Source organism: Desulforhopalus vacuolatus (assembly GCF_016918505.1).
Lineage (GTDB): Bacteria > Desulfobacterota > Desulfobulbia > Desulfobulbales > Desulfocapsaceae > Desulforhopalus > Desulforhopalus vacuolatus.
On the sequence record NZ_JAFFPZ010000004.1, the window covers coordinates 186,703 to 211,740 of the forward strand.

Below are 25,038 nucleotides of genomic sequence, written 5' to 3' on the forward strand. Positions count from 1 at the left end.
AAAATCCTTATGTTTATTCAGAAAAAAGGAGCGATAATCTTCTTTTTTTTAAAAAAAACTAATACTGAAAGTATACCCGCAGCACAAAAAAAAATCTTCTCTTTTTCTAAAAAAAAGAGAAGATTTCTAATAAAAAAGGATTCATTTTTACCGTTTCATTGTCTCCTTCAACCGTTCCAGAACGGTGATAAATCCCGCAGCGTCTCAATAATGCCAGGCATTTTTTCCAACACGAAATCAATTTCTTCCTCAGTATTATATGTACTCAGAGAAAATCGCACTGAGCCGTGAGCCGCCGTAAAAGGCACGTCCATGGCCCGCAATACATGGGATGGCTCAAGGGAACCGGAGGTACAGGCAGATCCGGAGGAGGCACAGATATTATAAAGGTTCATATGCAGCAGAATCGCTTCTCCCTCCACCATCTCAAAGCTGATATTGGTGGTATTCGGCAGGCGGTTCTCCCGATCACCGTTGAGAATTGATTTCGGGACAGACTGCAACAGCCCTGCTTCGAGACTATCACGCAGAGCCTTCACCCTCGTATTTTCCTCTTCCATACGGGCTCCGGCCATTTCACAGGCTTTGCCAAGAGCAACAATAGAGGCGACATTCTCCGTACCCCCGCGGCGTCCGCCCTCCTGATGACCACCGGTAAGAAACGGTACATAAGGTGTTCCCCTGCGTACATAAAGGATCCCGGTCCCCTTTGGTGCGTGCAGTTTATGGCCGGACATGGAGAGGAAATCGACATCAAGTTCAGCCAGATTTATCGGCACCTTGCCCACTGCCTGTACAGAGTCCGTGTGGAAGAGGATGCCGCGCTTCTTTGCCATCTGCGCCATCTCTTTAACAGGATAGATATTACCGGTTTCGTTGTTGGCCCACATCATCGAGACGATGGCGGTATCATCACTGAGCGCGTCTTCGTACTCTTGCAGATCAATCCTCCCGGTGCTGTCCACCTTGAGAGCTGTGACCCGATACCTGCGCCCGGTCATCACCTCAAGATTCTCACTGAGGTTTAGGATTGCCGGATGTTCCACCTTGCTGGTGATAATATGACGCTTTTCAGGAAAGGAGCGCAACGCGGAGAGCACAGCGGTGGAGTCACTTTCGGTACCACAGGAGGTAAATATAATCTCATCGGGATATGCACCAAGCAGGGTTGCCACCTGCTGTCGCGCTTTCTCCAACGCGTTCCCCACCTGTCCGCCGAAAGTATGCATGGAAGAGGGGTTACCGTACAATTCGGTGAGATAAGGCGTCATCGCCTCGAAGACTTCAGGAGCAACCTGTGTTGTTGCATTGTTGTCCATATAGATAACGGGGTAATCAGCCATCACTTCTCCTCCTCAACAAAGAGTGTGTTGAGTACCTTTTCACGGAGCTTAAGCTCCACCAGTTCTCTTATGGTCGCACCGGAACTGTCGCTGGTGCCACTCAGGGAAACAATAACAGTATCGCCATCGACATCCACCAGCTCAATGTCCCCGCCATCTTTCTTCAGGCCGGGACGAACCTCACTCTCAAGAACCTCTTCAATCTTTTTGATCTTCTGCAGAGCAGTCATTCTCTTTTTGGGCATCGGCACCACGGGAATGGGCTCGACCTCATTGAGGGTCTCATTGAGGATTTCCTGCAGGCGTCCGAGGCATTTTTCACAGCCTCCGCCCGCCTTGGTGAAATTGGTAATATCCTCTACACTGCGCAAATGGCTCTCAGTGACAGCCCGTTTTATCTCCACATCGGTAACGCCAAAACATTCACAGACCACTTCTCCCTCGACAGCGGGCAGCGGCACGCCGCGATAGTCGGCAATGGCAGCTTCCAGAGCCTCTCTGCCCATTACCGAGCAGTGCATCTTCTCTTTCGGCAGCCCGCCAAGGGCTGCGGCAATATCTTCATTGGTAATTTTCGCTGCCTCATCCACCCGCAGCCCCCTCACCATTTCGGTGAGAATGGAAGAAGAGGCAATGGCAGAGGCACAGCCAAAGGTCTTGAATTTTGCATCGGTGATAACATTATTTTCTATCTTCAGGGTGAGCTTGAGCGCGTCACCGCAGGAGAGAGAACCAACATCACCGGTTCCGCTGGGGTTTTTAATTTCGCCGACATTCTGCGGCTGAAGAAAGTGCTGCTGCACTTTATCTGTATATTCCCACATAGTATACTCCCTGGAATTGACGGATATGACGTATATAACGGCAGAAAGACTGCACTTTACAGTTTCTGTCAGATTGCCTTTATTTCAAGATTTTCTGCAAATTGCCCATGACCCTTTTCAGGCGAACAGGCACAATACTAATTGCTTGAACAAAAATCAAATCTGAAAGATTATTCACGGGACCCAGGAACCCTGCAGGAACAGGATTGAAAATTTTGAATTCTCCCCGCCACCTTCCCCGCCACGTTCACAACAGAGCTTACTCCACCAAACCTGCCTCTCTGAGCAGATCCGTTGCCGCGTCCATCAACTCCGCCGTTCCCTCTGAAGTGCGGCTCTCCACATAAAAACGAACCTTGGGTTCCGTCCCTGAAGGACGAATCATCAGCCAGGAACCGTCCTCAAAAACAAATTTATGACCGTCGAGAGTAATAACGTCCTTCACCCGGCGCGGGATACCGCCAACCTGTATCTCGCTGCCCACTCCATATTTATCCAGCCGGGCCAGCTTGTTCTGCAGCTCTGGACCCATTACCAGCACATCGAGGCCACCCTTGGTAGGCAGATACTGACCATACTCCGACTCAATATCCCGCAGATACCCGCCGAGATTTTTTCCACTGCTCTGCACCATGGCCAGCGCCAGCAGCAGGCCGATATAGGCATCCTTTTCCGCCGTGTGCCCAAGGATGGAGATACCATCAGACTCTTCAAAATAGACCAGCGCTTCACCGATCACCGGCTTGAAATTTTTGAAACCCACTGCCGGTTCATAGACCTTTTCTCCAAGGCCGGCGGCAATGCCATTGGCAAGATTGGATGTGGCGACGGTCTTGGCGACCAGTCCATGCAGACCCTTCTTCTCGTGGAGAAAGTAGTAGGCCATCGCACCAAAGTGATTCATGGTGATCTCGGTTTCCCCGTCGGAGAAACGAATGCGGTCGCCATCGGGGTCAATAATTGCACCGATCTTCAATTTCTCCGGCCGGCTCATCAGCAGCTCATTCACTGCCTTGAGATTAATCATGGAGGGTTCTGGAGCCACACCACCGAAGGTGACGTTGGCCTCGGCACGCAGATGGGCAAATGAGGGAGCAGTATCACCGCCCTCGGCACCATACAACCGTTTGATATGCTGACGACTGGCGCCATGCACACTGTCTACCGCGAGAAAGAGATCAGGATTGTTGCGGGCGGCGCGGGTAATCTCGTAGAGATCAAGATGGTGTTTTGACTCTCCCTTCTCCACCTCCTGCAGCCAGCTGGCAAAGGAATCAATTACCTGCACGCTGTCATGAGCCAGCAGTCTGGTTATGCTCCACAGTTCCGGAGCGGGTTCCTGCAGCTCACTTTCCACAATCTCCCGGGCATACGCGGTAAGCTTTTCGGTAAGCTCAGTGGCTGCCGCACCCGCGTCGGCAGCGTTATATTTGAACCCACCGTAATCAAGCGGATTGTGAGAGGGTGTTAAATTGATGGAGAAAGAGAGCTTTTGCTGTTCCACCACCGCAGAAAGAACACCAGTAGTCGTCTCCCCTGCATAATAGACCGCAAAGCCAGCCTCGGCCAATTCTCTCGCAGCCTGGATGGCAAGAACCTCACCTCCAAAACGACTGTCATGACCGATCACACACCCGTGCCTCCGTGCCTCGGCAAGACTGGCAACACCGAGGAGTGCGGGAAGATTGGGGAAATTATCCATTTCACTGTAGAGACGAATTACGGCACGGGTTACCTGAGTGACACTCTTCACCGTCAAATCTCTGCCAAGCAGACCGCGCCAACCAGAAGTCCCGAATTTCACGGGAGTGCGCGGCGCTGAGGTATTCGTTTTTATCTCATCAAGCAGAAGGTCATATACTTCAGAAAGGAGGCGGGCCCGCTGCGGATCGTCACCGGCAAGAAGGGTTCGGATCATCCCAAAATAATCGTTGTCAGCGTGGTTTTCGTGTACAGTAAAGTGGTCTATGAGCATGGAAGTCTCCTCAGTTGTCGGCAACATCGAGTTTTTTGGCTTCATCCACCAGCATTATCGGAATGTCGTCCTTTATCTCATACAAAAGGTGGCACTTCTCACAAATCAATCCACCTTCTTTCTCCTTCACCGGCCCTCTGCACTGTGGGCAGGCGAGGATATCAAGCAGTTCCTGTTTTAACATCATATTCCCCTTTTGCTCTTTTCACGTTATATTGGCCACCTGTAATTTTGCGGACTTTTATTATCTTCGGAAAGCGGAGAGCGATGCACACTCCCTTTCCGTTTTCATACTAACACAAATGACACAAATTTCTGGAGCGTAAAATGACCAAACATATTGGTTTTATCGGCAGTGGACAGATGGCAGAGGCACTGATTCGCGGGATTCTTACCGCCAAACTGTATACCTCCTCCCAGATTCACGCCACCGACCCAAACGAAACCCGGCGTCGGTACCTGCATGACACTTATGACATCACAGTCAGCGATGATAACGAGACGGTACTGCGCTGTGATTATATTATCCTTGCAGTGAAACCACAGCACATGGAGGAGGCTCTGCTCACCATCCGCGACAACCTCACCCCCGACCACCTGCTGATCACCATCGCCGCTGGCCTGCCCCTCTCCTTTTATGCACAGAAAACCGGCCGCAATAATCTGCGAATAATCAGGGTAATGCCCAACACTCCCGCGCTGCTTCTCGCCGGAGCCTCGGCACTCGCACCCAATGGCAACGCAACCAGCCATGACATGAACACGGCCCTGGACATCTTGAATGCAGTCGGCACCACCGTGGTCATTGAAGAGCATCAACTTGATGCCGTCACAGGTCTGAGTGGTTCCGGACCGACCTACGTCTACAGCTTTATTGATGGTCTGATTTCTGCCGGAGTGGAGCAGGGGCTGCCTCTCGCAATATCAGAAAAACTGGTTCTGCAAACCGTTGAGGGAGCGCTGAAAATGGTTCGGGAAACCGGAGAACATCCCGCCAGACTGACCACCCGGGTAACCTCTCCCGGCGGAACTGCCATTGCGGGAGTGCACGTGCTGAAGAGAGCCGGCTTTGAAGGTATCTTAATGGACTGCGTTGCGGCTGCCACCAAACGCTCAAAAGAACTCGGAAACAGCTGATGGAGATACCTGTGGAATCCTCCGTTGATACCTCTCGCTGTCCAGGGTTTCGCTGTGAGAAACGACTGATCCTGAGCCAGGTCGCAATTATCACCAAGCCTGGAAATACGCCTTCCGCTCACTACGCGGAAGTGCTCAGCGGCTGGTTGAAAAACCGGGGTGTTGATTCAGTACGGGAAGAGATCAATGAAAACATTGATATGGTGATTGTCCTCGGCGGGGATGGAACCCTCCTCCATATCGCCGATCAGGCCGCCCATCACGGAATCCCCGTACTGGGTATCAATTTCGGCAATCTCGGTTTTCTCAGTGACATCACTGAGGAGGAGGCATTTACCGCACTGGAAAGAGTCCTCAATGGAGAGATTATTATTGAGAATCGGCAGATGCTGGCCTGCCGATTGATCACCGCCGAGGGGGAAAGCGAGGTGTGTCACTGTTTGAATGATATCGTTATAGCCAAAAACGTTCTCGCCCGTCTGCTTACCCTCGCCACCACGGCCGACGGCAAACTGCTCAACACCTATCGGGCTGACGGTCTGATCATTTCCACCCCGTCAGGCTCCACAGCCTGGAACCTTTCCGCCGGTGGGCCGCTGGTCTATCCGGGACTGGCGACCACAGTCATCACGCCTATCTGCCCCTTTATGCTCAGCTCACGGCCGATAATTCTGCCCGCAGCCAAGCGCCTGCACATAACCCTCAAAGCGGATATTGAGCGTGACGCCGCCCAGGTAATAATGGACGGCCGCGCCCGCATGGAGATCAGCAACGGCGATACTCTTGAGATCTGCACAGCGAGTCAGCCGCTGCAACTGGTAGTCACCTCTACCCGCGACTGGTTCTCCATCCTTCGCAGTAAACTGCACTGGGGAGAGGGGCGGGAAAAATAGAATTTTCATTTTCTATTGGCGAGTTTAAAGGCAGGGGGACGGGAGACAGGAGACGGGAGACAGGGAAAAAACTTTAAAAAAAGATTTTAAAATTAAACAGAAAATTGCTACCAGTTTATCCCATGCGTTACCATTCATACCACCGTTATCGTTACGTTTATCGTCACGGTGTAGACAAGGCATGCCTTGTCTCTACAACACCATTGCTGGAATCACCGTTGTGCCAATTTTTCACCAATGATGATGTAATGCCAATCACATTTTTTACTGACCCAAAAACACGACAGGACAAACAGGGTGATACATTAATTTCTTTGCAGAAACGTCTGTTGTGAGATGAGCTACCTGTTGTGCTGAAGACGCCCAAATTGGGCGTCTCTACAAAAACCTTTTGCTTTTGCTTTTTCCTGTCTCCTGTCTCCCGTCTCCTTTCTCCTGCTTTTGCCTTCCTTCGTGTTCCCTTCCGGCGACTTACTTTGGTTTCTTCTTCAACTGATATTTCTTCATCTTATACTGCAGTAAACTCTTGGTTATACCCAGCTGTTCGGCGGCGCGGGCCTGCACGTTGTCATTCTCCTCCAGCGCCTGAGACAACATCCCCTTTTCTACGGAATAGAGCACTTCGTTAAGGGAAGCGCTGCGCGGGATCATCTTCAAAAGGTCGGATTCTCCCGGCATGGCAGTCTCTTCCAGCAGGGTATCCGGCTGTACATCCTCCGGTCTGATCTCCCCGTCACTGCAGAGAATCGCGGCACGCTCAATGGTATTTTCCAGTTCACGGATATTGCCCTCCCAGGGGAGCCGCATCAGCAGCTGCATTGCCTCAGGGGAGACACGCAGGTTGTCCTGCCCCAGTTCTCTGCGTCCTTTTTCGATAAAAGAGCTGACCAGCAGAGGCAAATCATCCAGACGTTCCCGCAGAGCCGGCAGGGAGACCGGAATGACATTCAGGCGATAAAAGAGATCTTCCCGAAAGCGCCCGGCGGAAACCTCTTCACGCAGATCACGGTTTGTCGCGCTGAGGATACGTACATCTATATCAAGGGTTTTGCTGCCACCCACCCGCTCAAAGCTCTTCTCCTGCAGCACCCGCAGCAACTTGGACTGCAGCTGCAGCGGAATTTCTCCCACTTCATCAAGAAAGATCGTCCCTCCGTCGGCGAGTTCAAAACGTCCTTTACGCATTGCTGCCGCACCGGTAAAGGCACCCTTTTCATGGCCAAAGATTTCACTCTCAAGCAGGTTTTCCGACAGAGCCGCGCAGTTGACCGCGATAAATGGCTTTCCCTCACGTTTGCTGCGGTCGTGAATGGCTCGCGCCACCAGTTCCTTCCCGGTTCCACTTTCACCGTTGATAAGTACTGAGGCCTGGGTCGGGGCAACCTTTTCAATAAGATCATAGACCTGTATCATACGCGGGTTTTTCCCCACCATGCCAGAGTAGCCGCTCTGGTGCGGTCTGCGCAGGCGGGTATTTTCAAGAATCAGCTTATAGTGTTCCACCGCTTTGCCCACGGTGACGATCAGTTCATCATTGGAAAACGGTTTGGAGAGATAGTTGAAAGCACCCGTGCGCATCGCCTCTACGGCCCGCTCCACCTCGGCAAAAGCTGTAATAACAATCACCGGCAGACCGGGAATTACCCTCTGTGCCTCTTTCATGAATTCAAGACCGTTGATCCCCGGCATCATCATATCAGTAACAACAGTGTAGATATCAATGTTGTTGACCATCTCCAACCCTTCTTCACCGCTCGCGGCAGTGAAAACTTCGTACCCCTCTTCCCGCAGCAGCTCTCTAAGGACAACGAGATAATTCGGTTCATCATCAACGATAAGAACGGGATTTTTCACCCTTTCATTTTCTTTTTCCATGGTTTTGACCTGTTATAAACGGAGTAATATCGGGAAGTTATTTGAGAGCAGGAAGGTTGACGAAAACGGCTGGCATGCAAAAATTCCTGTAGAACAACTGACTGACAACATAATACTTTTCGTTGAAATTGCGATGTTTCACGCCGGAATTGCAAAGATGTAATCCACAGACAGAGTTCTCCGAAAACAAAAAAGGTTTCGCGAACATCTGTTCGCAAAACCTTTTCCGGCCTTCCTGTTTTAAATTTTAAAAATCTTTATTCTCAAATGCTTTTGCTTTCCTTCGCGTTCTTCGCGTTCTTCGCGGTGAAAAAAAACTGTTTTTCCCGTCATCCTGTCAAACTTTTCCCATTCTTCCCGTTTTAATCTGTCGGTTCATTTCGAGACCAGTGCAACCGCCTCACGGGCAATTGCCAGCTCTTCGTTGGTGGGGATACACCAAATCTGAACTTTGCTCTCCGGGGTTGAAAGAAGAGTCGGCGTTTTCACCCGCTGTGCATTGATCTTTGTATCAAGGATAATCCCGAAATTCTCCAGTCCTGCCAGCGACATCTCGCGCACAATGTCATCATTTTCGCCAATACCGGCAGTGAAAACAATGGCATCAACACGACCGAGCACAGCCATATAGGCACCGATATATTTTTTGGTGCGGTAGGTTTGCACGGCGAGAGCAAGCTCAGCGTCTTTATCCCCCTTTTCTATGGCAGCATGGATATCACGCATGTCATTGAGACCACAGAGTCCCTTCAAACCGGACTCTTTGTTAAGCATATTATCAATCTCATCACAGCTCATCTGGTGATTGCGGGCGAGGAAGGCATGTACAGACGGGTCAATATCCCCGCTGCGGGTACCCATAACCAGCCCCTGCAACGGTGTGAACCCCATACTGGTATCAACACTTTTACCGTTCTCCACAGCAGTGATTGAACCACCATTGCCAAGGTGGACAGTGATGGCATTAATCTTGTCGACATCAATGCCGCACAGTTTTGCGCATTCGCCGACAACATATTTATGGGAAGTTCCGTGGAAGCCGTAGCGGCGAATACGATCTTTCTCATACAGATCTTTGGGAATGGCATAACGAAATGCGTGAGGGGGAAGAGTCTGATGGAAGGCAGTATCAAAAACACCAACCTGAGGTACTCCGGGAAAAAGTTCCTGAGCAATCCTGATGCCGTCAAGGTTGGCCGTATTGTGCAGCGGTGCAAGAGGGACAGTGTCCTCCAGAGCGGCAATGGCGGCATCGTTAAGCAGAGTTGTCTTACTGAAATTCTCGCCGCCGTGAACCACACGATGACCAATAACACCAACTTCTGATTTGTCGGCGAGAACTCCATGCTCTTTGTCAGTAAGGAGATCAACGACCATTTGGCCGGCAACTGTGTGGGTGGGGATGGGAAGAGTTTTTTTCACCACACTTTCTTTCTCGGTATCAGGATGAAAGGTGCACTTGATGTTACCTTCCGCATCACCAATACGCTCGACCAGACCGCTGGCCAGGACACTTTCATTATCCATATCAAGGAGTTGAAACTTAAGAGAGGAACTTCCGGAATTAATGACAAGGGCCTTCATATATTTTTCCTTTTTTTTGCTGCTGTCTCACTCGGCTGTGCCGGCGAGACAGCAACTGTTTAAATGTTGAATTTGAACGAATGCAGGCTTGTTCCAGAATATATCTGAGTCCTGCTTTTCTCAAAGATGTATTTTTCTTCAGCTGCCTGTAGAAACAGCGTGCTCACTCTACGAATCCAGAAATATCCTGCAGCACTGAAAATAAAAAAGTGCTAACCGTAAAACAGAGAGATGGGAAAAACAAGGAAAAGAAACAAAGTTTTTATCTCCTTTTGTTTCCGGATTTTCCTCCTGTACCTCGAATATAAAAAAAAAGCACATGGTTCTTCAAAGTACCCTTCAGGATGTTTTTTTACTGCGTTCAGGTCTGCCTTTTCGGCATACCTATTTGACACACTCAAATTGATATTTATTCTTGCGACTCATGGTTGAAGTATGGGTACCTTGAATAATCTTGGATTTCGTTCATATTCGAGGCACAGGAAGAAATTTACCGCAGGTATATGATTGACACGTCCTGCTGGTGTTATGAGGATCAATGGCAGGACCACCACCACGTCAGGCCTGTTTTGTACAGCCGTCGCCTGAATTTCCCCAGCCCTGGTCAAGAATCAACGTCTTGAGACGGGATTTGGCTTTTTGTTTCCTTGAGCTGCAGGGTGTCCGGCTCTTTTTCCCAATCAGGAAGCCATGTACAGATGGTAAAATGATTGATGATTTTTTTACCAGCGGTATGATTGGCTCTTCAGGCTCTGTATAATGCTGCGCCTCATTTCAGACGTATCGGCATGAACTGGTGAGACAGCGCATGTCTCGGCACTGCTCACCGTTTGGTATAATCTGGAAGTATTAAGGGGCATCTTATGGGGGAAACGCATTGTGGTTCCCTTCTTATTGCGCTGGCAGTTGCGGCGGTGCACCGATCAGTATTATTCGTCAATACAAAGAAGAACAACAGACACCTGAAGAAGAGGAATACGTTGAACGCCCAGGGTGTTCACGCTCTATATCCCTGCCCCGAACGGCGGGGATTTCCGCGCATTCAATTAAAATCTATAAAATATATGCTATGAATACACAATCGACCAGTCAAGAAACACAGAATACAGAGACACAGACAGCCCGTCCCCCCGTCGCTGAACCTCTTTTTGATCGCGAAGTCGCCTACAACTTCACCTCCGCCAGTGATAAACAAATTGTGGAGTTTATCCTCGGTGAAGAGGGGTGGAGATGCCTTGAAGAACTCTACAGCCAGCGCATCACCGGTCGTTCCGCGCGTCTCGTGATGCGAATCATTGGCGACCTTTTTATACTCCGTCGCAACCCTTTCCTCTTCCAGGAACTGCTCGACTCCCGTCTTCGTCGCCATACCTTTTTCGAAACAGCGAAGGCTGACCTCAATCTTATTGAAAAGTGGACAACAAATTATAAAAATGGAGCAAATCGGGGACAGCAGGTTTTTGAATTGCTTGCCATCTGCCGTCAGCGTCTCAAGGAGATGCGCCAGGAACTGAAAAAGACTCCGGAACTGCGCAGCAAAATAAACCGGCGTTTCGGTGCAGTCATTGGCAGGGAAAATGTCCGCTTTGACCCCTTCACCCTCATCAGCCACGTTACCGATGCCACCGACTGGCGGCTCTACCTGCCCCTTGCTGTTCTCCGCCCGTCCTCTGAAGAGCAGGTTCCGCCACTGATGGCTGCAGCAGCGAGGCTCGGCCTCGGCGTGATTCCACGGGGCGGTGGTACCGGCCTGACCGGAGGAGCTGTTCCACTGACACAGAACTGCGTCATCATCAATACCGAAAAGCTGACCCGCATCTACCCCATAATTCAGACCCCCTTCCCTCACCTCGGTGAAGATGCCACCGTGTCCACCATTAAGCTTGAAGCCGGTGTTGTTACTTCAAAGGCAATGGCTGAAGCGACAAAAGCGGGGCTTGTGTTCGCCGCTGACCCAACCTCCAGCTGGGCCTGTACCATCGGCGGTAATGTCGCCGAAAATTCCGGCGGGAAAACCGCTGTTCTCTGGGGAACCGCCATTGATAATGCTCTTGCATGGACCATCGCCATGCCCGGCACAGGGCTGCTGCGAATAGCCCGTAAAAACCATCCGATGCGCAAGATTCAGTATGAAGACACTCTGGAATACGAGGTGCGCGACGCGGAAGGCACTCTGCTGAAAGAAATTTCCCTCAAGGGTTCGCAGATACGCAAGAAAGGGTTGGGCAAAGACATTACCAACAAGGCCCTTGGCGGCCTGCCAGGCTTTCAGAAAGAGGGTTGCGATGGTGTCATCACCTCTGCCGAATTTGTTCTCTATCCTGCATGGGAGCAGAAAATCACCTTCTGCCTTGAGTTTTACGGGAAGGATATGGATGAAGCGAGCCGGGTCATTGTGCAGATCTCCGATGAATTCAAAAACAGCACCGAAGAGGCACTGATTGCCCTTGAACACTTCGATGCCGAATACATCAAGGCGATCAATTACAAGTATAAATCCGCCCGCAGTGAACGTCCCAAGGCGGTACTGCTGATAGACCTTGTCGGCCACGACACGGCACAGGCTAAACACGGACGTGACCGCCTGAAAAAGTTGCTTGATCCCTACCCGAACACGGAAGTCTTTATCGCCCAGGACGCCGACGAAAGCGAACGTTTCTGGCGCGACCGAAAACGACTCGGAGCCATCTCCAAACGAACCAACGCCTTCAAGCTCAACGAGGATATTGTACTGCCTCTGCCAGCCCTCGCGGAATTCACCCGTTTTATTGACTCCACCAACATCCGAGAAGATTACTGGAACAAGAAACAGGCCATTCTCAGCATCATGGAGTACCTGCACACCGCCGAACCGCTTGAGGATCCGGACTGGCTTGAGGCAAAGATTCCCGCTGCTGAGAAGCTTTGTCAAGCCGCCATCGATGCCCTTGAGGTGCCGGAATCCTGCCTGTTGCAACCGCAGACACCGATCAAAGATCTAATGAGCGCCCTGATGGAGCTTTTCCAGGGCTATACCAGAGTGAGTGCCGGTATCAACGCTGTTTATGATACTGTGCGCGAGAAACGCATCGTCATCGCCACCCACATGCACGCCGGTGACGGGAACAACCACGTTAACATTCCGGTCTTCTCCAATGATCGGAATATGATGCACCGTGCTTCCGCCACTGCGGAAAAAATCATGCTCAAATCGATTGCACTCGGCGGAGCAGTCAGTGGCGAACACGGCATCGGCGTCACCAAGATGAAGTTTCTCGAACCGGAACGGATAAAAGCCCTCAATGAATACCGGAACGAGGTAGATCCCGACGGCATGATGAACCCCGGCATGCTGCGTAATGAGGCCATTCTCAACAAGGTTTTCACCAACTCTTTCAACCTGTTGAAACTGGAAGCACGAATACTGCAGCACAGTTCACTCGCTGAGCTCTCCACCGCCATTGCCGGCTGCATCCGCTGCGGCAAATGTATGCCGGACTGCTGCGTCTACCATCCAGAAAGCAATCTCTTTTTCCACCCGCGCAATAAAAACCTCGTCATCGGCTCGCTCATTGAGGCTCTTCTCTATGACATACAGCGCTCTCATCTGCCAAAATTCCGGCAGCTTGCCAACCTTGAAGAGGTCGCCGACCACTGCACCATGTGCGGTAAGTGTCTGCCACCCTGCCCGGTAGATATCGATACCGCGCGGGTCTCGATACTGGAGCGGGAAATCCTTGCCGAGATGGGCTACAAGCACACCCCGATACAGACAAAACTCTCCCTCAACTTCCTGAAAACCCGTAACCGCACGGCGAACAGCATTTTTCGTAAATCGGTGCTGCAACTCGGCAGCGCTACCCAGCAGGCAGCGGTAAAGGTATTCGCGAAGGCCCCGGAATCACTGAGAAAAAAACAGTGGAAACCGCTGCAGCTTCTCAACGCGCCCATGACCTCTCCCACGCCACACACCCTTTCCTCAGTACTGCCCGCCTGCTCGGATCACGAGATGCTGCTGCTCACGCCGGAAGGCAGGACAAAAAGCACCGTCTTCTATTTTCCGGGATGCGGTTCAGAACGGCTCTTCTCCGACATCGGCAAAGCCTCCATCTACCTGCTGCTCAAGCACGGCGTGCGGGTTGTACTGCCACCGCCAAATCTCTGCTGCGGCTTTCCGCTGCAGGTAAATGCCAAGAAGAAAATGGCCGAAGAGGTCGCCCTGCGCAACAGCATTATCCTCACCCAGATCCGTGACATGCTCGGCCATATCGAGTTTGCTTCGGTACTGGTCAGCTGCGGTACCTGTCGGGAAGCACTGAACGAACTTGGTATTCAATCCATCTTCGAATGTGCCCTCGCCGACATCTCTGCCTATGTACTGGAAAACGGCTGGAATTTTACAGACAAAGAGCAGCGCACCATCCTCTACCACACACCCTGCCACGACTCCTTCAAGGGAGAAGCAATGCCCTTTCTCAAGCGCATTTACAACGACGTGCAACCGGTGGCAAACTGCTGCTCCGAAGCGGGAACGCTGGCTCTCTCCCGCCCGGATATCGCCAGCGCCATGCGCCTGCGCAAGAGAGAACAGTTTGAAATTGAACTGGAGAAACTTGAGGAGACAGGGCAGCGGGAGGAAGTAATGATCGTCGCCACCAACTGTCCCTCCTGTATCACGGGACTGGGACGAAACCGCGATGTGGGCGTAAATCCGCAGCATATAGCTGTCCTGCTTGCGGAAAAGATCGGCGGAGAAAATTGGCGGGAAGAGATGAAAAAGATGGCAGCCACTGGCGAATGTGTTATTTTTTGACACCATTCAAAACTGAATAACACCATTTACATTTTGTACATTTTGTATTGGAGAATTCAAAAGCAGGTGGGGCAGACGCCCAAATTGGGCGTCTCTACGATGTCGGCGATTTATCTTACGGGTATTTGATTGTACAAATCCGGATACAATTTTGCCGCGATAACCCCGTGGTGGCAATATGGCGTTGTCTTTGTGGGAAGGATGTCCTTGTAGAGACGCCCAATTTGGGCGTCTTCAGCACAACAGGTGGCTCATCTCACAACAGACGTTTCCGCAATGAAATTAATTTATCATCCTGTTTGTCCTTCCGTGTTTTAGGATCAGTAAAAAATGTGTTTGGTATGACACCATTCAAAACTGAAAAAAGCGGCCTGCAGAGTAACTCTGCAGGCCGCTTTTTTTTTAACGTAGGGGAAACCAGTCATACCAAAGTAAAAAGAGTATAATGCCAATTCCATTTTGTATTGGCGAATTCAAAGGCAGGTGGGACAGACGCCCAATTTGGGCGTCTTCAGCACAACAGGTGACTCATCTCACAACAAACGTTTCTGCAATGAAATTAATTTATCATCCTGTTTGTCCTGCCGTGTTTTTGGGTCAATACAAAATGTAAAGAGCCTTATTTATTCTTCTGCCGTTCCCGCTGCTCTGATTTATCTTTAAAGAAGATCTGTATGGGAATCATGTCGAGCCCGAGCCCTTCACGAAAACGATTTACCAGATAACGCTCGTAGGAAAAATGCACCCCTTTATAGGAGTTCGTCATAACGACAAACTTTGGCGGGCAGGTTCCCACCTGCGAAGTGTAATAAAATTTGAGGCGTTTGTTTTTATAGATCGGTGGCGAATGCTTCTCTACCGCCTCCTGCAGCAGACGGTTCAGCGCTGAAGTCGGAAACAGGGAGCAATACTGGCGATACACCGAACCGATTATCGGGAACATCCGTTTGATACCATAGCCGGTCAATGCGGAAACGCTGATAATCGGCACAAAGCCAAGATAGGGCAGTACTCGACCGATCTCCTCCATCACCTCTTTCTGCCTTTTTTTGTCCTTCTCCAGCAGATCCCACTTGTTCACCAGTACGATAAGCGCCTTGCCCTCATCCAGCACATAACCGATAACCTTGGTATCCTGTTCGGTAATCCCCTCTTCGGCATCAAGAATAACCACAGCCACATCGCAGCGACTCATGGCGGAGAGCGCTTTGAGGATGCTGAACTTCTCCAGCTTCTCTTTCGTTTTCCCCTTGCGGCGAATCCCCGCAGTATCAATGAAGAGATAGTTGTAGTTCCCGTGGCTGATGACGGTATCCACGCTGTCCCGGGTGGTACCCGAGACCTCAGAGACAACCATGCGCTCCTCTCCGAGAATGAGGTTTACCATGGAGGATTTCCCCACGTTTGGCCGCCCGAAAAAGGCAACCTTCACCGTATTCTCTGGAAGGCTGGTCGCCTCACTCGGAGTCTCTATCGTGGCACAGAGATCGTCCATAAGAGTGCGAAAGCCGTAGGTGTGCTCTGCCGAAAGCGCCCAGAACCGCTCCACGCCAAGCTCATAAAACGGATTCATTGACACTTCGTTCTTCGGACCGTCAATCTTGTTGATAATATGGAAGACCGGTTTCTTCGTCCGTCGGAGGATATCAACGACCTCGTGATCGGCGGGGGTAACGCCCTCGCGCCCGTCCATCAGGAAGAGAATAATATCTGCCTCCGCAATGGCCGCCATCGCCTGTTCACGGATATGTTGAACGAGAACATCTTCCGGGTTGTCGTCGATTCCGCCGGTATCCACCAGCAGAAAGCCTTTATCCTCCCAGACGACGCGTTCATACTGCCGGTCGCGGGTAACGCCCGGCGTGGGATCGACGATCGCCTTGCGTGAGCGGGTAATACGGTTGAACAACGTTGATTTTCCGACATTAGGTCGACCGATAAGGGCGACGACCGGAAGTTTTTGATCTGCCATGTTATTTTCCTCTCTTGAGGATTGTGGTATAGGGGAATTTAGATTGCGAAATGCGCCGCAGCTTCGGCTGCCATCTTCCGTAACAGGGGAAGGATGGCAAACTGCGGATTCTCCAGCCGCCGACACAGCATGGCAACCGAAGGTTTGAGGAAACGGGCAAAGAAAGGCTTGCACTTCTGCTGCGAAAGGAAGGCAAAGGCCCCGAGAATCTGCAGGTTACGCTGCAGGGCAAGGTCTTCATACTGACGCTGAAAAAGATCTCTGTCAACAGATGCCTCAGGGGCTGTTCTGTTGAGGAGCGCGCAGTAATACTCTATCAACTCCTCCTGCAACTGTGGTGCAAGAGAAACATAAGGGTCCAGCAGCAAAGAAGCAAGGTCATAGCCCAAAGGTCCCCTGCGGCCCCCCTGAAAATCGATGAAACGGGGTTCCCCCTTTTTAAGCATGATATTGCGAGACTGGCAGTCCCGATGGAGAAAATAGTTCGCAGGAGCCTCGCCTGCCCGGGCGGCCAGAGCTTGAAACTCCTTTTCAATACCAGCCGGTTCCCCGCGCTGCAGGAGACTGCCCCAGAAGGCACGGAGAAAATAGCCGGACTCCTGCACCAGCATTACATTTTCATCATATTGTGGAGTGTCACAGCACCAGCTGGAATCAAACGCCTTTCCACCTTCAATCTGTAGAGAGACGAGCTGCGCAAGCACCTTTTCGTAGAGCCGCTTCACACCTCCGAAATCCTTTGCCGTCTGCAGTTCCCGCACCCTGTTGTAGAGACTGAGGCTGCCGAGATCCTCCATAACCAGAACACCGCTTCCCGCATCGTAAGCAAAAACCTGCGGCACGGCACAGTGCCGGACTGCGAGATGAGACCCGATTCGCCACACCGCCTCCGCCTCGCGCATCTCTGCCGGAGCATGCCCTGCCGGGGCAACAACAACAGCATTCGGCAGTCGCCAGAAGCGACGGTTCGAACCGTCTGGAGAGAGCACCTTCACTCTCTTCATATTGCACTCCCGGCCGCTGTCGACCAGCAGTTTTGCGGCCGTCTCCAGCAGCATCGCGTCTTCTTCAACGCCGGAGAGAAAAGTGTCACATACCTCTGCCCCTGGCGCAATTTCCACCCCGCTCCAGATCACTGAACGGCGGACCCGTGCTCCGGCACCAATCTTTGCCGCGCCAATCACATTCCACTCCTCAAGCCGTGCCGCAGGCGCAATCTCCGCCGCACCAGCGACAGGATGTGCCGCTGCCTCAACCAGTTCAGGCCAGCACGGCGCAACACCTGTAAGCAATGCCCCCTGCAGTTCGAGATAGTCCTGCGGAGAACCGATATCAGTCCAGAAAAATTTTTCGTCCGTGGCCAGCTCAAGATCAGCCCGGTAGCAGGAAATCTTTCCGCCTTCCCGCAGCAACTGGTGATAGCGTTCAATGATACAGGAGGAACCCTCCGGCTCAATCCCCGCCAGCACCTGCGGTTCAATTATATGGATACCGGTGAAGGCCAGCGCGTTTTCCTCCCCCCGCGCGTCAAAATGATCAACCCGTGCCCCTGTGCAGGATACGGTGTTGAACCGCGGGCAGTCGTGCATGGCCATGGTGACGTCGGCATTACCTGCACAGTGTGCCTGATAGAGCAGACCAAAATCCACCGTGTGGTAAATATCACCGTTCGTCACCAGAATCGGTCCTGCATCAAAGGAGCCGAGTGCTTTATGCAGACCACCGCCGGTACCGAGAATATCCTCTTCCTTCTGCAGGATAATCCCGTCAACATCAGCCACCGCTGCCTCAATTTGTTCACTGAGATAGTGGCAGTTGACAACAATACGTGTAAAGCCGACACGCTGCAGTCGTGCAATGGTGAGCAGCAGCAGCTCTCTGTTCAAAATGGGGAAAAGGGGTTTGGGTCGCAACAGGGTGTGCGGCAGAAGCCTGGCACCAAACCCCGCCGCGAGAATCATAGCCTGCATGTTAATCCCCTGTGATGGTTCAATCGTATTTCAATTTGCCGTTTTCATCTTCACGCAGTCCGACCACCACAATTCCGGCCCCGTTGGCCATCTGCAGCATTTTTTCGCGGTCGAAGAGCAGGGACTGTCCCGCTTCCACGGCGAGGACAGAAGCTTTCACACTGATCATATTGTCGATGGTCTTCGGTCCGGTGGCCGGGAGATCGAAACGGAAATCCTGATCCGGCTTGCGAATCTTCACCACCACGGCCTTTTCACCGGCGAGTTTGCCACCGCGTAGAATAGTGGCGTCGGTGCCGTCGATGGCCTCAACCGCCAGCACGGAGCAGTCACGCACCACAACACACTGACCGATATCCAGTTCTCCAATCGCCCTGGCATTACGCCAGCCGAATTCGATATCCTGCCACTGCTCTCTGCTCGGCGTTTTCTTCGTCAGCGCCCCCTGCGGAAAGAGAAGATGCTGGAGAAAAAGGGTCGATTCGAGAACCTGAATGCCCTCTTCCTCGAGACTCTTCGCAATGGCGCGGAGAATGGCGTCGTCCTGCTTGCGGTCAATCTTGTTCCACAGGGTGAGTGCCTTGAAATCCGGCATCACATCGCGGAAGATACGTGTCTTGGTGATAGTGCCGAGGAAAACCGTCTCTCCCACGCCTTCATTATGAAAGAAAGAGGTGAGTTTCCCGAGCTGCCCAAGCTTCACCCAGCATACAGCATCGGCAAGAGCAGTCAGTTTCTGTTCAGTCTCTCCGCGAAAAGCCACCACCACGACCCGACGTCCCGCCTCCCGGGCAGCTTTAGCAAAGAGCAGTGGAAACTGTCCGCCGCCGGCAATAATACCTATATTTTCGTTTCTGACACCCATATTGCCTCAGTCGTCGTTCACGCGCTGAATAAAACCGCGCTTTGAAGCGGTGAGAAATTCAACGAGATGTTTCGCCTCTGCACTGTTGGGAAATTCCTTCAGCACCTCTTCAAAGGCATCTTTTTTCAGCAGTTCATTGGTCTTGAAAATCAGCCGAAAGGCTCCATCAAGCTGGCGAACAGCATCGTTGCTCAGCCCGGCCCGTTTGAGACCGATCTTGTTAATTCCTGAAATTTTTGTTCTGTTGCGCGTCCCCGCAAGCAGCATGTAGGGAGGGACATCCCTGCCGATACCAGACATCCCGCCGATATAGCTGTAAGAGCCGATCCGCACAAACTGATGCACTGCCACCAGACCGCCAAGGGTGGCAAAATCACCAATCTCCACATGACCGGCGAGGGTGGCGACGTTGGCCATGATAACCCGGTTACCGAGTTTGCAGTCATGGGCAACGTGGGTGTAGGCCATCAACAGGCAGTCGTTGCCGATCACCGTCTGGCTTCCGCCGTCAACTGTACCGCGATGGATGGTGGCGTATTCACGAACGGTATTGCCATTACCCATGATCAGCTCGGTATCTTCGCCTTTGTAGCTCAAATCCTGTGGCGCACCGCCCACGGTGGCGAAAGAGTGAATAATATTGCGTTCGCCGATGGTACTCGGCCCGCCAATGACAGAATGAGCACCAACGCGAGTCTCCGCACCAATGGTTACCCCTTCTTCAATGACAGCGTAGGGACCGATCTCGGCACTGGGATGAATTTTTGTGCCCGGTGCGATTACTGCGGTTTTATGTATGGCCATGGCGGCTCCTTCTCTCTTATGGGAACATTGAATATGAACGAATGCAGGCTGTTTCAGGGTCCCCTCATTGCGAACAGCTTCAGTGGAAGTGAACTGTTCTTTTGGTAACGTCTCAAAAAGTTATGGAAAAAGTAGAGCAACAAAATCCGACGACGTTCGTTGTGGGATGAGACGGCTTAAGGTACACTTGTGAAAGACGGCACAGCGAAAAGATTTTTCAGTCTTTGTCTTTCCGTCTTTTGCTTTTTCCTGTCTCCTGTCTCCTGTCTCCCGTCTCCTGCCTCCCCTTTTCCGTTCTTCCCGTTTTTTTTTGAGAAAAATACTCTGCTCAGGTAAAAGAAGCCATCAGTTCGGCTTCAGCCACCACCTTGTCATCAACCCTTGCCACACCCTTCATCACCGTTACTGTACGCTTGCGCTTGAGAAAGGTCAGCGTGTAATAGATCTGATCTCCGGGAACAACAGGCCTGCGAAAACGCGCTTTGTCGATTCCGGCGAAAAAGAGAATCTTGTTGCCAATATACTCGGGCTTGTCATAAAAGGCCATTATCCCGCCAACCTGAGCCATTCCTTCAAGGAGTAACACTCCGGGCATAATGGGCTGACCGGGAAAGTGTCCCTGGAAAAAAGGCTCATTAATAGTCACATTCTTCAGCCCGACAATCTCATTGCCCATATCCATCTTGACAATCCGGTCTACGAGCAGGAAAGGATAGCGGTGCGGCAGCACCTTCATGATCTCTTGAATATCAATATTTTCTGGAACTATAGATTTTTCCATGATACTTCTCCTTGAATTTCAGGACTTGGAATCAGTTATTTTCGGAATCAGTTATTTTCGCAAGGGCGCTTATTTTCGCAAGGGCGCGGGTGTTCTTCCGCACTGCGGAATGCAACTCCGGAAGTTTAGCAAAAACAGCACAGGCTCTCGCCCACTGTTTCACGGGAATCGCGGGTGCACCGCCGAGCCGTGAATCGGCTGGCACATCGGCATGCACAGCTCCCCGCGCGGCGATCATGGTGCGATCACCAACGCTGAGATGTCCGGCTGATGCAGCCTGACCACCCATTACCACATTACGGCCGAGGATGGTAGAGCCGGCGAGACCGACCTGGCTGACCAGCAGACAGTTTTCTCCCACCACCACGTTATGCCCAATCTGCACGAGATTATCGATCTTGGCACCGGACTTGATAACCGTCTCACCGTAGGCTGCGCGGTCAAGGGTACAGTTGGCACCAATCTCCACATCATTCTCGATACGTACAATTCCCACCTGCGGACGCTTGATATGCTCCCCGCGCTCGTTGGGAGCGTACCCGTAACCATCACTGCCGATCACAGTCCCGGAATGGACAATCACCCGGTCACCGAGGATGCACTCCTTATAGACAGAGACGTTGGCGTGAATCACGCAGTCATCACCGATAACCACATCGTCGCCGATAACCGCACCGGAGGCAACCTCCACCCTCTCTCCAATCTTCACCCGGTTGCCGATCACCGCGAGCGGTGCAATGGTCACCTCTTTCCCGAGCGTCCCCCCCTCGCCGACAAAGGCACGTGGATGTACGCCTTGTGCCGCAAAGGGCGTGGCAAGAAAAAAGTTATGGATAATCGCTCCTGCAAGGTAGGGGTCGCGTACATGCAGCAACACCGCGTCGCAGGGCAGACTCTCTACATCCTTTGGCACAAAAATCGCCCCGGCCCTGCAGCCGACGAGCTTATCAGCCCATTTTGCATCGACGAGGAAACTTACCTCCTCCGGTCCTGCAGTCTCCAGCGGAGCAAACCCCGTGATCGTCTTTGTGCTTTCCCCCGCCACCTCGGCAGAGGCAAGTTTTGCCAGCTCTTCAATCGTTATTATTTTTTTCATATTATCACGTATACAACATGTATTGTTCCCGCAGGGCCATAAATGTATCCAGTTCCCCACGCCATTCTGCCTCAAGCTCCATCACCGGAACACCCTCTTCAAGGTGTTCGCGAAGCTGTCTGTCCCCAAGGATAAGATCCATCGGCAGGCGTTTAAATTCATATTCGTACGGCGGCTGTTTATAGGTAAAACTCTCCGGATAGAGCAGCATCACCGCCTGCAGCAAAGCCAGCGAGCTGCGCCACGGACGAAAGGTTCGGGCATCAGTCAGATGGATCTGAAAGCCGATGCAGTTCTCCCCGGCATGTTTTCCCGAAGTCGGTTCAAAGGCAATCGGCCGGAAGATACAGCCGGGCAGCTCAGTCTCCCGCAACTTCATAAGAATGGGCTGATGTTGCCAGTATGGTGCGCCAACAAACTCAAAGGGCATTGTTGTTCCGCGTCCCTCGGAATCCAGCGTCCCCTCCCATATCACCTGCCCGGGATAGACCAGCGCCGTCTCCGGTGTTGGCATATTCGGTGAGGGAGCAACCCACGGGAAACCGCTCTCCCGCGCCGTCATCTCCCGCTGCCAGCCACGCACCGGGACCACCTCGAGATCGCAGCCGATACCAAAGGCGTCATTCATCATCAGAGCAAGTTCCCCCAGGGTCATGCCGTGGCGCATGGGGATGGGGTAGAGACCGACAAAGGAGGTACAGTCGGGACGGAGAATGTTTCCCTCCACTGCGCTACCGATGGGATTGGGACGATCAAGAATGATAATCTTTTTGCCGCATTCAGCTGCAGTCATCATGCAATAGGCCATGGTATACATGAAGGTATAGACCCGCGTGCCGACGTCAACCAGATCAATCAGCAGTACATCAAGATGGGCAAACATTTCCGGGGTCGGTTTGCGGTGTTCCCCGTAGAGGCTGAAGAGTGGCAGACCGGTAACCTCGTCATTACAGTGTGCGGACTCTATCATATTGTCCTGCTTTTCGGCAAAAAAACCGTGCTGCGGCGAAAAAAGACAGGTCAGCTGCCCGCCGAGTTTTTCCCTGAGCAGAATACGGCTCTGTATCAGATTACGATCAGTACAGGCATGATTTGAGAGACAGCCGAAGCGAAGAGTACCACTGCCGATATATTGAGCGGAGTCCTGTAAAAAATTTTCCAGACCAATCCTGAGCATGAGAGTCCTGCTGAAGTAATGCACCTGAGCACATGAAAAAGCATATTAACGGAAGGGTACCTTGAAACAGCCTGCATTCGTTCATATTAGAAGCACAGGAAGAAATTTACCCGCCTGGAGCTTTGATGTCGAAGTCCGGGAGTCTGTCGGATTGAGATCATTTTTACCATATTGGCATTATTTTCAAACAACAAATACTTGTAATATCAACGACATGCGTGTACTCGTTTTCTTAAAAACACCTCAATATAAGAAAAAAACTTATTATCCGACAGGTTCCTGACGCATACCTCCGAGGATATTTTTTTTACTGCACGAAGAAAAGAACAGTTCCCTTCCGCAACCATTCTAAAAAAATTGTGTAAATTTACTTCAGCCTGCTGAAAAAGTCAAAAGCTTGCACTCATGGTGAACAAAAAGATTTTGCCTTGTAATTTTCCACCGTCTAATGTTGTATAAACTTCTTTTTCAGAGCTCATTTTTTACATTTTAAGGGACCTTAAAGAACATCGTATTTCGTTCATATTCGAGGTGCAGAAGGGAGACGGGAGACAGGAGACGGGAGACAGGGAAAAGCAAAAGACGGAACAGCAAAAAACTTTTTGCCAAAGGAAAGCTCTAATCATGCGAATAAAGGCAAAAAACTTTAAAAAAGATTTTAAAATTAAACAGAGAATTGCTGTTGTTCTATCTTTACTCGCATCCTCTGGTTAATACAAAATGTAAATGGTATAATATGCAGACGAGCCAGGAATTTTCATGAACGTGTCGCACGCGGCCATCAAATTTACCCTTGTGGCCCTCTTTACAATCTCAATGTTTGGAATTTCTGGCACCACCAGCGCCTTTGCCGAACGAGTAATGTATGTCAAGCCTGATCAAAAAATTACCATTCGCCGGGGAACAGGCGTGGAATATAAAATTATTCAGATGGTAGAAATCGGCTCACAGGTTGATCTTCTCAAACAGGCCGGAGACTACGCTAAAGTCCGTCTGAACAATGGGAAAGAGGGATGGGTACTGCGCCGCTTTCTTGAAGCAGGAGAACCCGCCGATGTAATACTTCAGAGAATACAGAGCGAAAACGAACAACTCAGAAAGGAGCATAACGCCGCTATGAAAAAAGCGGCCGAGGCAATTGCCTCCCTCAAAGAGACACAGAAACAGTTCACCAGCGTGCTGCAGGAGCGCAACACCCTGTTGGGAAAATATCAGCAGCTCCAGGCAGACACCCGGGATGTAGTCAACCTGCGCAGGGAACAACAGGCCACTGCCCGGGAGAACGACGATCTGAAGCATAAGCTTATTGCGGCCCAGGATGAGAGTGTTCTGTTAAAGAAAGGCACCCAGTTGAAATGGTATCTGGCCGGAGCCGGGGTGTTGTTCCTCGGCGTACTGCTCGGTAAAATTCCACCTCCGCGCCGCAAAGAAAAGAGCTATCTCTCCTAAAAGGGAGAAAGGAGACAGGAGACGGGAGACGGGAAAAAGCAAAAGATTTCCATGCAATCGCGTTCTCTGGTCAATACAAAATGTGATTGGTATTATGGGTCCCTTATATAAAAAAGACAAAGAACTGTTTTACCGCGAAGGACACGAAGAACGCGAAGAGTAAAGATAGAACAACAACAGCAATTTCCTGTTTAATTTTTAAATTTTTTTCAAAGTTTTTTGCCTTTATTCGCATGTTTAGAGCAGTTATTCCTCACCATTCGCGTAAAATTATTTCAATTTATTCCTTTTTTTGATTAACTGCCAAAATGACTACTATACCAAAAGTTTTAACCGAAAGAATTGATGATTTTGTCCTGCTGATTGGCCTTCTTAAACGAATGGGTGTGGTAGAGCTTTTTGATGCTCATCTCCCACGCCATGGGCATCATCAAGGTTTAGGCTGGGGGTGGATGGGTACTATTTGGCTTGCTCATATTATCTCTCAAGGTGATCATCGAA

At 51.1% G+C, this 25,038-nt stretch carries 18 protein-coding genes and 2 pseudogenes; 7 read left to right on the forward strand and 13 right to left on the reverse strand.

Annotated elements, in window-relative coordinates; translation table 11 throughout:
• Positions 1–167 precede the first annotated feature (167 nt).
• The 4 genes from nifS to JWG39_RS04460 all read right to left on the reverse strand — a co-directional run bounded on the left by nifS (position 168) and on the right by JWG39_RS04460 (position 4,326).
• A complete protein-coding gene (gene nifS, locus JWG39_RS04445; RefSeq protein ID WP_205218163.1) occupies positions 168–1,343 on the reverse strand; it encodes a cysteine desulfurase NifS in 1,176 nt (391 codons plus the stop codon).
• Positions 1,343–2,167: a Fe-S cluster assembly protein NifU gene (gene nifU / locus JWG39_RS04450; RefSeq protein WP_205218164.1), complete on the reverse strand. Its 825-nt coding sequence runs from the start codon at positions 2,165–2,167 to the stop codon at positions 1,343–1,345. Before nifU ends, nifS begins: the two co-directional genes overlap by 1 nt.
• A gap of 259 nt (positions 2,168–2,426) precedes the next feature.
• Entirely contained in the window at positions 2,427–4,142 is a 1,716-nt protein-coding gene (locus JWG39_RS04455) for a phosphohexomutase domain-containing protein (protein WP_205218165.1), read from the reverse strand.
• A 10-nt stretch (positions 4,143–4,152) separates the two neighbouring features.
• Positions 4,153–4,326: a Trm112 family protein gene (locus JWG39_RS04460; RefSeq protein ID WP_369130566.1), complete on the reverse strand. Its 174-nt coding sequence runs from the start codon at positions 4,324–4,326 to the stop codon at positions 4,153–4,155.
• Positions 4,327–4,469: 143 nt separating this feature from the next.
• Between JWG39_RS04460 and proC the strand changes: the two genes are divergently transcribed.
• The 3 genes from proC (at position 4,470) to JWG39_RS04475 (ending at position 6,507) form a co-directional block, all read left to right on the forward strand.
• Positions 4,470–5,279, forward strand: coding sequence for a pyrroline-5-carboxylate reductase (gene proC, locus JWG39_RS04465; RefSeq protein ID WP_205218167.1), 810 nt, complete (start codon positions 4,470–4,472; stop codon positions 5,277–5,279).
• 11 nt (positions 5,280–5,290) lie between these two features.
• Positions 5,291–6,172 (forward strand): NAD(+)/NADH kinase, encoded by an 882-nt coding sequence (locus JWG39_RS04470; protein ID WP_338032174.1) that lies wholly within the window; start codon positions 5,291–5,293, stop codon positions 6,170–6,172.
• Positions 6,173–6,294: 122 nt separating this feature from the next.
• A complete protein-coding gene (locus JWG39_RS04475) occupies positions 6,295–6,507 on the forward strand; it encodes a hypothetical protein (protein WP_205218169.1) in 213 nt (70 codons plus the stop codon).
• A 136-nt stretch (positions 6,508–6,643) separates the two neighbouring features.
• On the opposite strand, the gene JWG39_RS04480 is transcribed toward JWG39_RS04475, so the two are convergent.
• Positions 6,644–8,047 (reverse strand): sigma-54-dependent transcriptional regulator, encoded by a 1,404-nt coding sequence (locus JWG39_RS04480; protein WP_205218170.1) that lies wholly within the window; start codon positions 8,045–8,047, stop codon positions 6,644–6,646.
• Positions 8,048–8,422: 375 nt separating this feature from the next.
• A complete protein-coding gene (locus tag JWG39_RS04485; protein ID WP_205218171.1) occupies positions 8,423–9,631 on the reverse strand; it encodes an acetate kinase in 1,209 nt (402 codons plus the stop codon).
• A gap of 877 nt (positions 9,632–10,508) precedes the next feature.
• Between JWG39_RS04485 and JWG39_RS04490 the strand changes: the two are divergent.
• Positions 10,509–10,595, forward strand: a pseudogene (locus JWG39_RS04490) (IS200/IS605 family transposase); the annotation flags it as partial.
• A gap of 105 nt (positions 10,596–10,700) precedes the next feature.
• Positions 10,701–14,423 (forward strand): DUF3683 domain-containing protein, encoded by a 3,723-nt coding sequence (locus JWG39_RS04495; protein WP_205218190.1) that lies wholly within the window; start codon positions 10,701–10,703, stop codon positions 14,421–14,423.
• 619 nt (positions 14,424–15,042) lie between these two features.
• Here JWG39_RS04495 and der read toward each other — a convergent pair.
• From der to JWG39_RS04530, 7 genes are all read right to left on the reverse strand, one after another.
• Positions 15,043–16,395, reverse strand: coding sequence for a ribosome biogenesis GTPase Der (gene der, locus JWG39_RS04500; protein ID WP_205218172.1), 1,353 nt, complete (start codon positions 16,393–16,395; stop codon positions 15,043–15,045).
• A 38-nt stretch (positions 16,396–16,433) separates the two neighbouring features.
• On the reverse strand, positions 16,434–18,365 hold the full coding sequence (locus tag JWG39_RS04505) for a sugar phosphate nucleotidyltransferase (RefSeq protein WP_205218173.1): 1,932 nt from the start codon (positions 18,363–18,365) through the stop codon (positions 16,434–16,436).
• Between the two features lie 19 nt (positions 18,366–18,384).
• On the reverse strand, positions 18,385–19,230 hold the full coding sequence (locus tag JWG39_RS04510) for an LpxI family protein (RefSeq protein ID WP_205218174.1): 846 nt from the start codon (positions 19,228–19,230) through the stop codon (positions 18,385–18,387).
• Positions 19,231–19,236: 6 nt separating this feature from the next.
• A complete protein-coding gene (gene lpxA / locus JWG39_RS04515; protein ID WP_205218175.1) occupies positions 19,237–20,034 on the reverse strand; it encodes an acyl-ACP--UDP-N-acetylglucosamine O-acyltransferase in 798 nt (265 codons plus the stop codon).
• 328 nt (positions 20,035–20,362) lie between these two features.
• On the reverse strand, positions 20,363–20,815 hold the full coding sequence (gene fabZ / locus JWG39_RS04520) for a 3-hydroxyacyl-ACP dehydratase FabZ (RefSeq protein ID WP_205218176.1): 453 nt from the start codon (positions 20,813–20,815) through the stop codon (positions 20,363–20,365).
• A 31-nt stretch (positions 20,816–20,846) separates the two neighbouring features.
• Entirely contained in the window at positions 20,847–21,911 is a 1,065-nt protein-coding gene (gene lpxD / locus JWG39_RS04525; RefSeq protein WP_205218177.1) for a UDP-3-O-(3-hydroxymyristoyl)glucosamine N-acyltransferase, read from the reverse strand.
• Between the two features lie 4 nt (positions 21,912–21,915).
• Positions 21,916–23,088, reverse strand: a complete 1,173-nt coding sequence (locus tag JWG39_RS04530; protein ID WP_205218178.1) for an exo-beta-N-acetylmuramidase NamZ family protein — start codon at positions 23,086–23,088, stop codon at positions 21,916–21,918.
• 759 nt (positions 23,089–23,847) lie between these two features.
• Between JWG39_RS04530 and JWG39_RS04535 the strand changes: the two genes are divergently transcribed.
• Positions 23,848–24,537, forward strand: coding sequence for a TIGR04211 family SH3 domain-containing protein (locus JWG39_RS04535; RefSeq protein WP_205218179.1), 690 nt, complete (start codon positions 23,848–23,850; stop codon positions 24,535–24,537).
• A gap of 308 nt (positions 24,538–24,845) precedes the next feature.
• A pseudogene (locus tag JWG39_RS04540) lies at positions 24,846–25,038 on the forward strand (IS1634 family transposase); the annotation flags it as partial.

Excerpts from the sequence above, each read along its gene's own strand:
- nifU (WP_205218164.1), bottom strand. The coding sequence starts at position 2,167 with ATGTGGGAATATACAGATAAAGTGCAGCAGCACTTTCTTCAGCCGCAG.
- der (WP_205218172.1), bottom strand. The coding sequence starts at position 16,395 with ATGGCAGATCAAAAACTTCCGGTCGTCGCCCTTATCGGTCGACCTAAT.
- JWG39_RS04495 (WP_205218190.1), top strand. The coding sequence starts at position 10,701 with ATGAATACACAATCGACCAGTCAAGAAACACAGAATACAGAGACACAG.
- JWG39_RS04460 (WP_369130566.1), bottom strand. The coding sequence starts at position 4,326 with ATGTTAAAACAGGAACTGCTTGATATCCTCGCCTGCCCACAGTGCAGA.
- JWG39_RS04455 (WP_205218165.1), bottom strand. The coding sequence starts at position 4,142 with ATGCTCATAGACCACTTTACTGTACACGAAAACCACGCTGACAACGAT.
- JWG39_RS04510 (WP_205218174.1), bottom strand. The coding sequence starts at position 19,230 with ATGGGTGTCAGAAACGAAAATATAGGTATTATTGCCGGCGGCGGACAG.
- JWG39_RS04485 (WP_205218171.1), bottom strand. The coding sequence starts at position 9,631 with ATGAAGGCCCTTGTCATTAATTCCGGAAGTTCCTCTCTTAAGTTTCAA.
- JWG39_RS04505 (WP_205218173.1), bottom strand. The coding sequence starts at position 18,365 with ATGCAGGCTATGATTCTCGCGGCGGGGTTTGGTGCCAGGCTTCTGCCG.
- lpxA (WP_205218175.1), bottom strand. The coding sequence starts at position 20,034 with ATGGCCATACATAAAACCGCAGTAATCGCACCGGGCACAAAAATTCAT.
- JWG39_RS04480 (WP_205218170.1), bottom strand. The coding sequence starts at position 8,047 with ATGGAAAAAGAAAATGAAAGGGTGAAAAATCCCGTTCTTATCGTTGAT.
- proC (WP_205218167.1), top strand. The coding sequence starts at position 4,470 with ATGACCAAACATATTGGTTTTATCGGCAGTGGACAGATGGCAGAGGCA.
- JWG39_RS04535 (WP_205218179.1), top strand. The coding sequence starts at position 23,848 with ATGAACGTGTCGCACGCGGCCATCAAATTTACCCTTGTGGCCCTCTTT.
- nifS (WP_205218163.1), bottom strand. The coding sequence starts at position 1,343 with ATGGCTGATTACCCCGTTATCTATATGGACAACAATGCAACAACACAG.
- lpxD (WP_205218177.1), bottom strand. The coding sequence starts at position 21,911 with ATGAAAAAAATAATAACGATTGAAGAGCTGGCAAAACTTGCCTCTGCC.
- JWG39_RS04530 (WP_205218178.1), bottom strand. The coding sequence starts at position 23,088 with ATGCTCAGGATTGGTCTGGAAAATTTTTTACAGGACTCCGCTCAATAT.
- JWG39_RS04475 (WP_205218169.1), top strand. The coding sequence starts at position 6,295 with ATGCGTTACCATTCATACCACCGTTATCGTTACGTTTATCGTCACGGT.
- fabZ (WP_205218176.1), bottom strand. The coding sequence starts at position 20,815 with ATGGAAAAATCTATAGTTCCAGAAAATATTGATATTCAAGAGATCATG.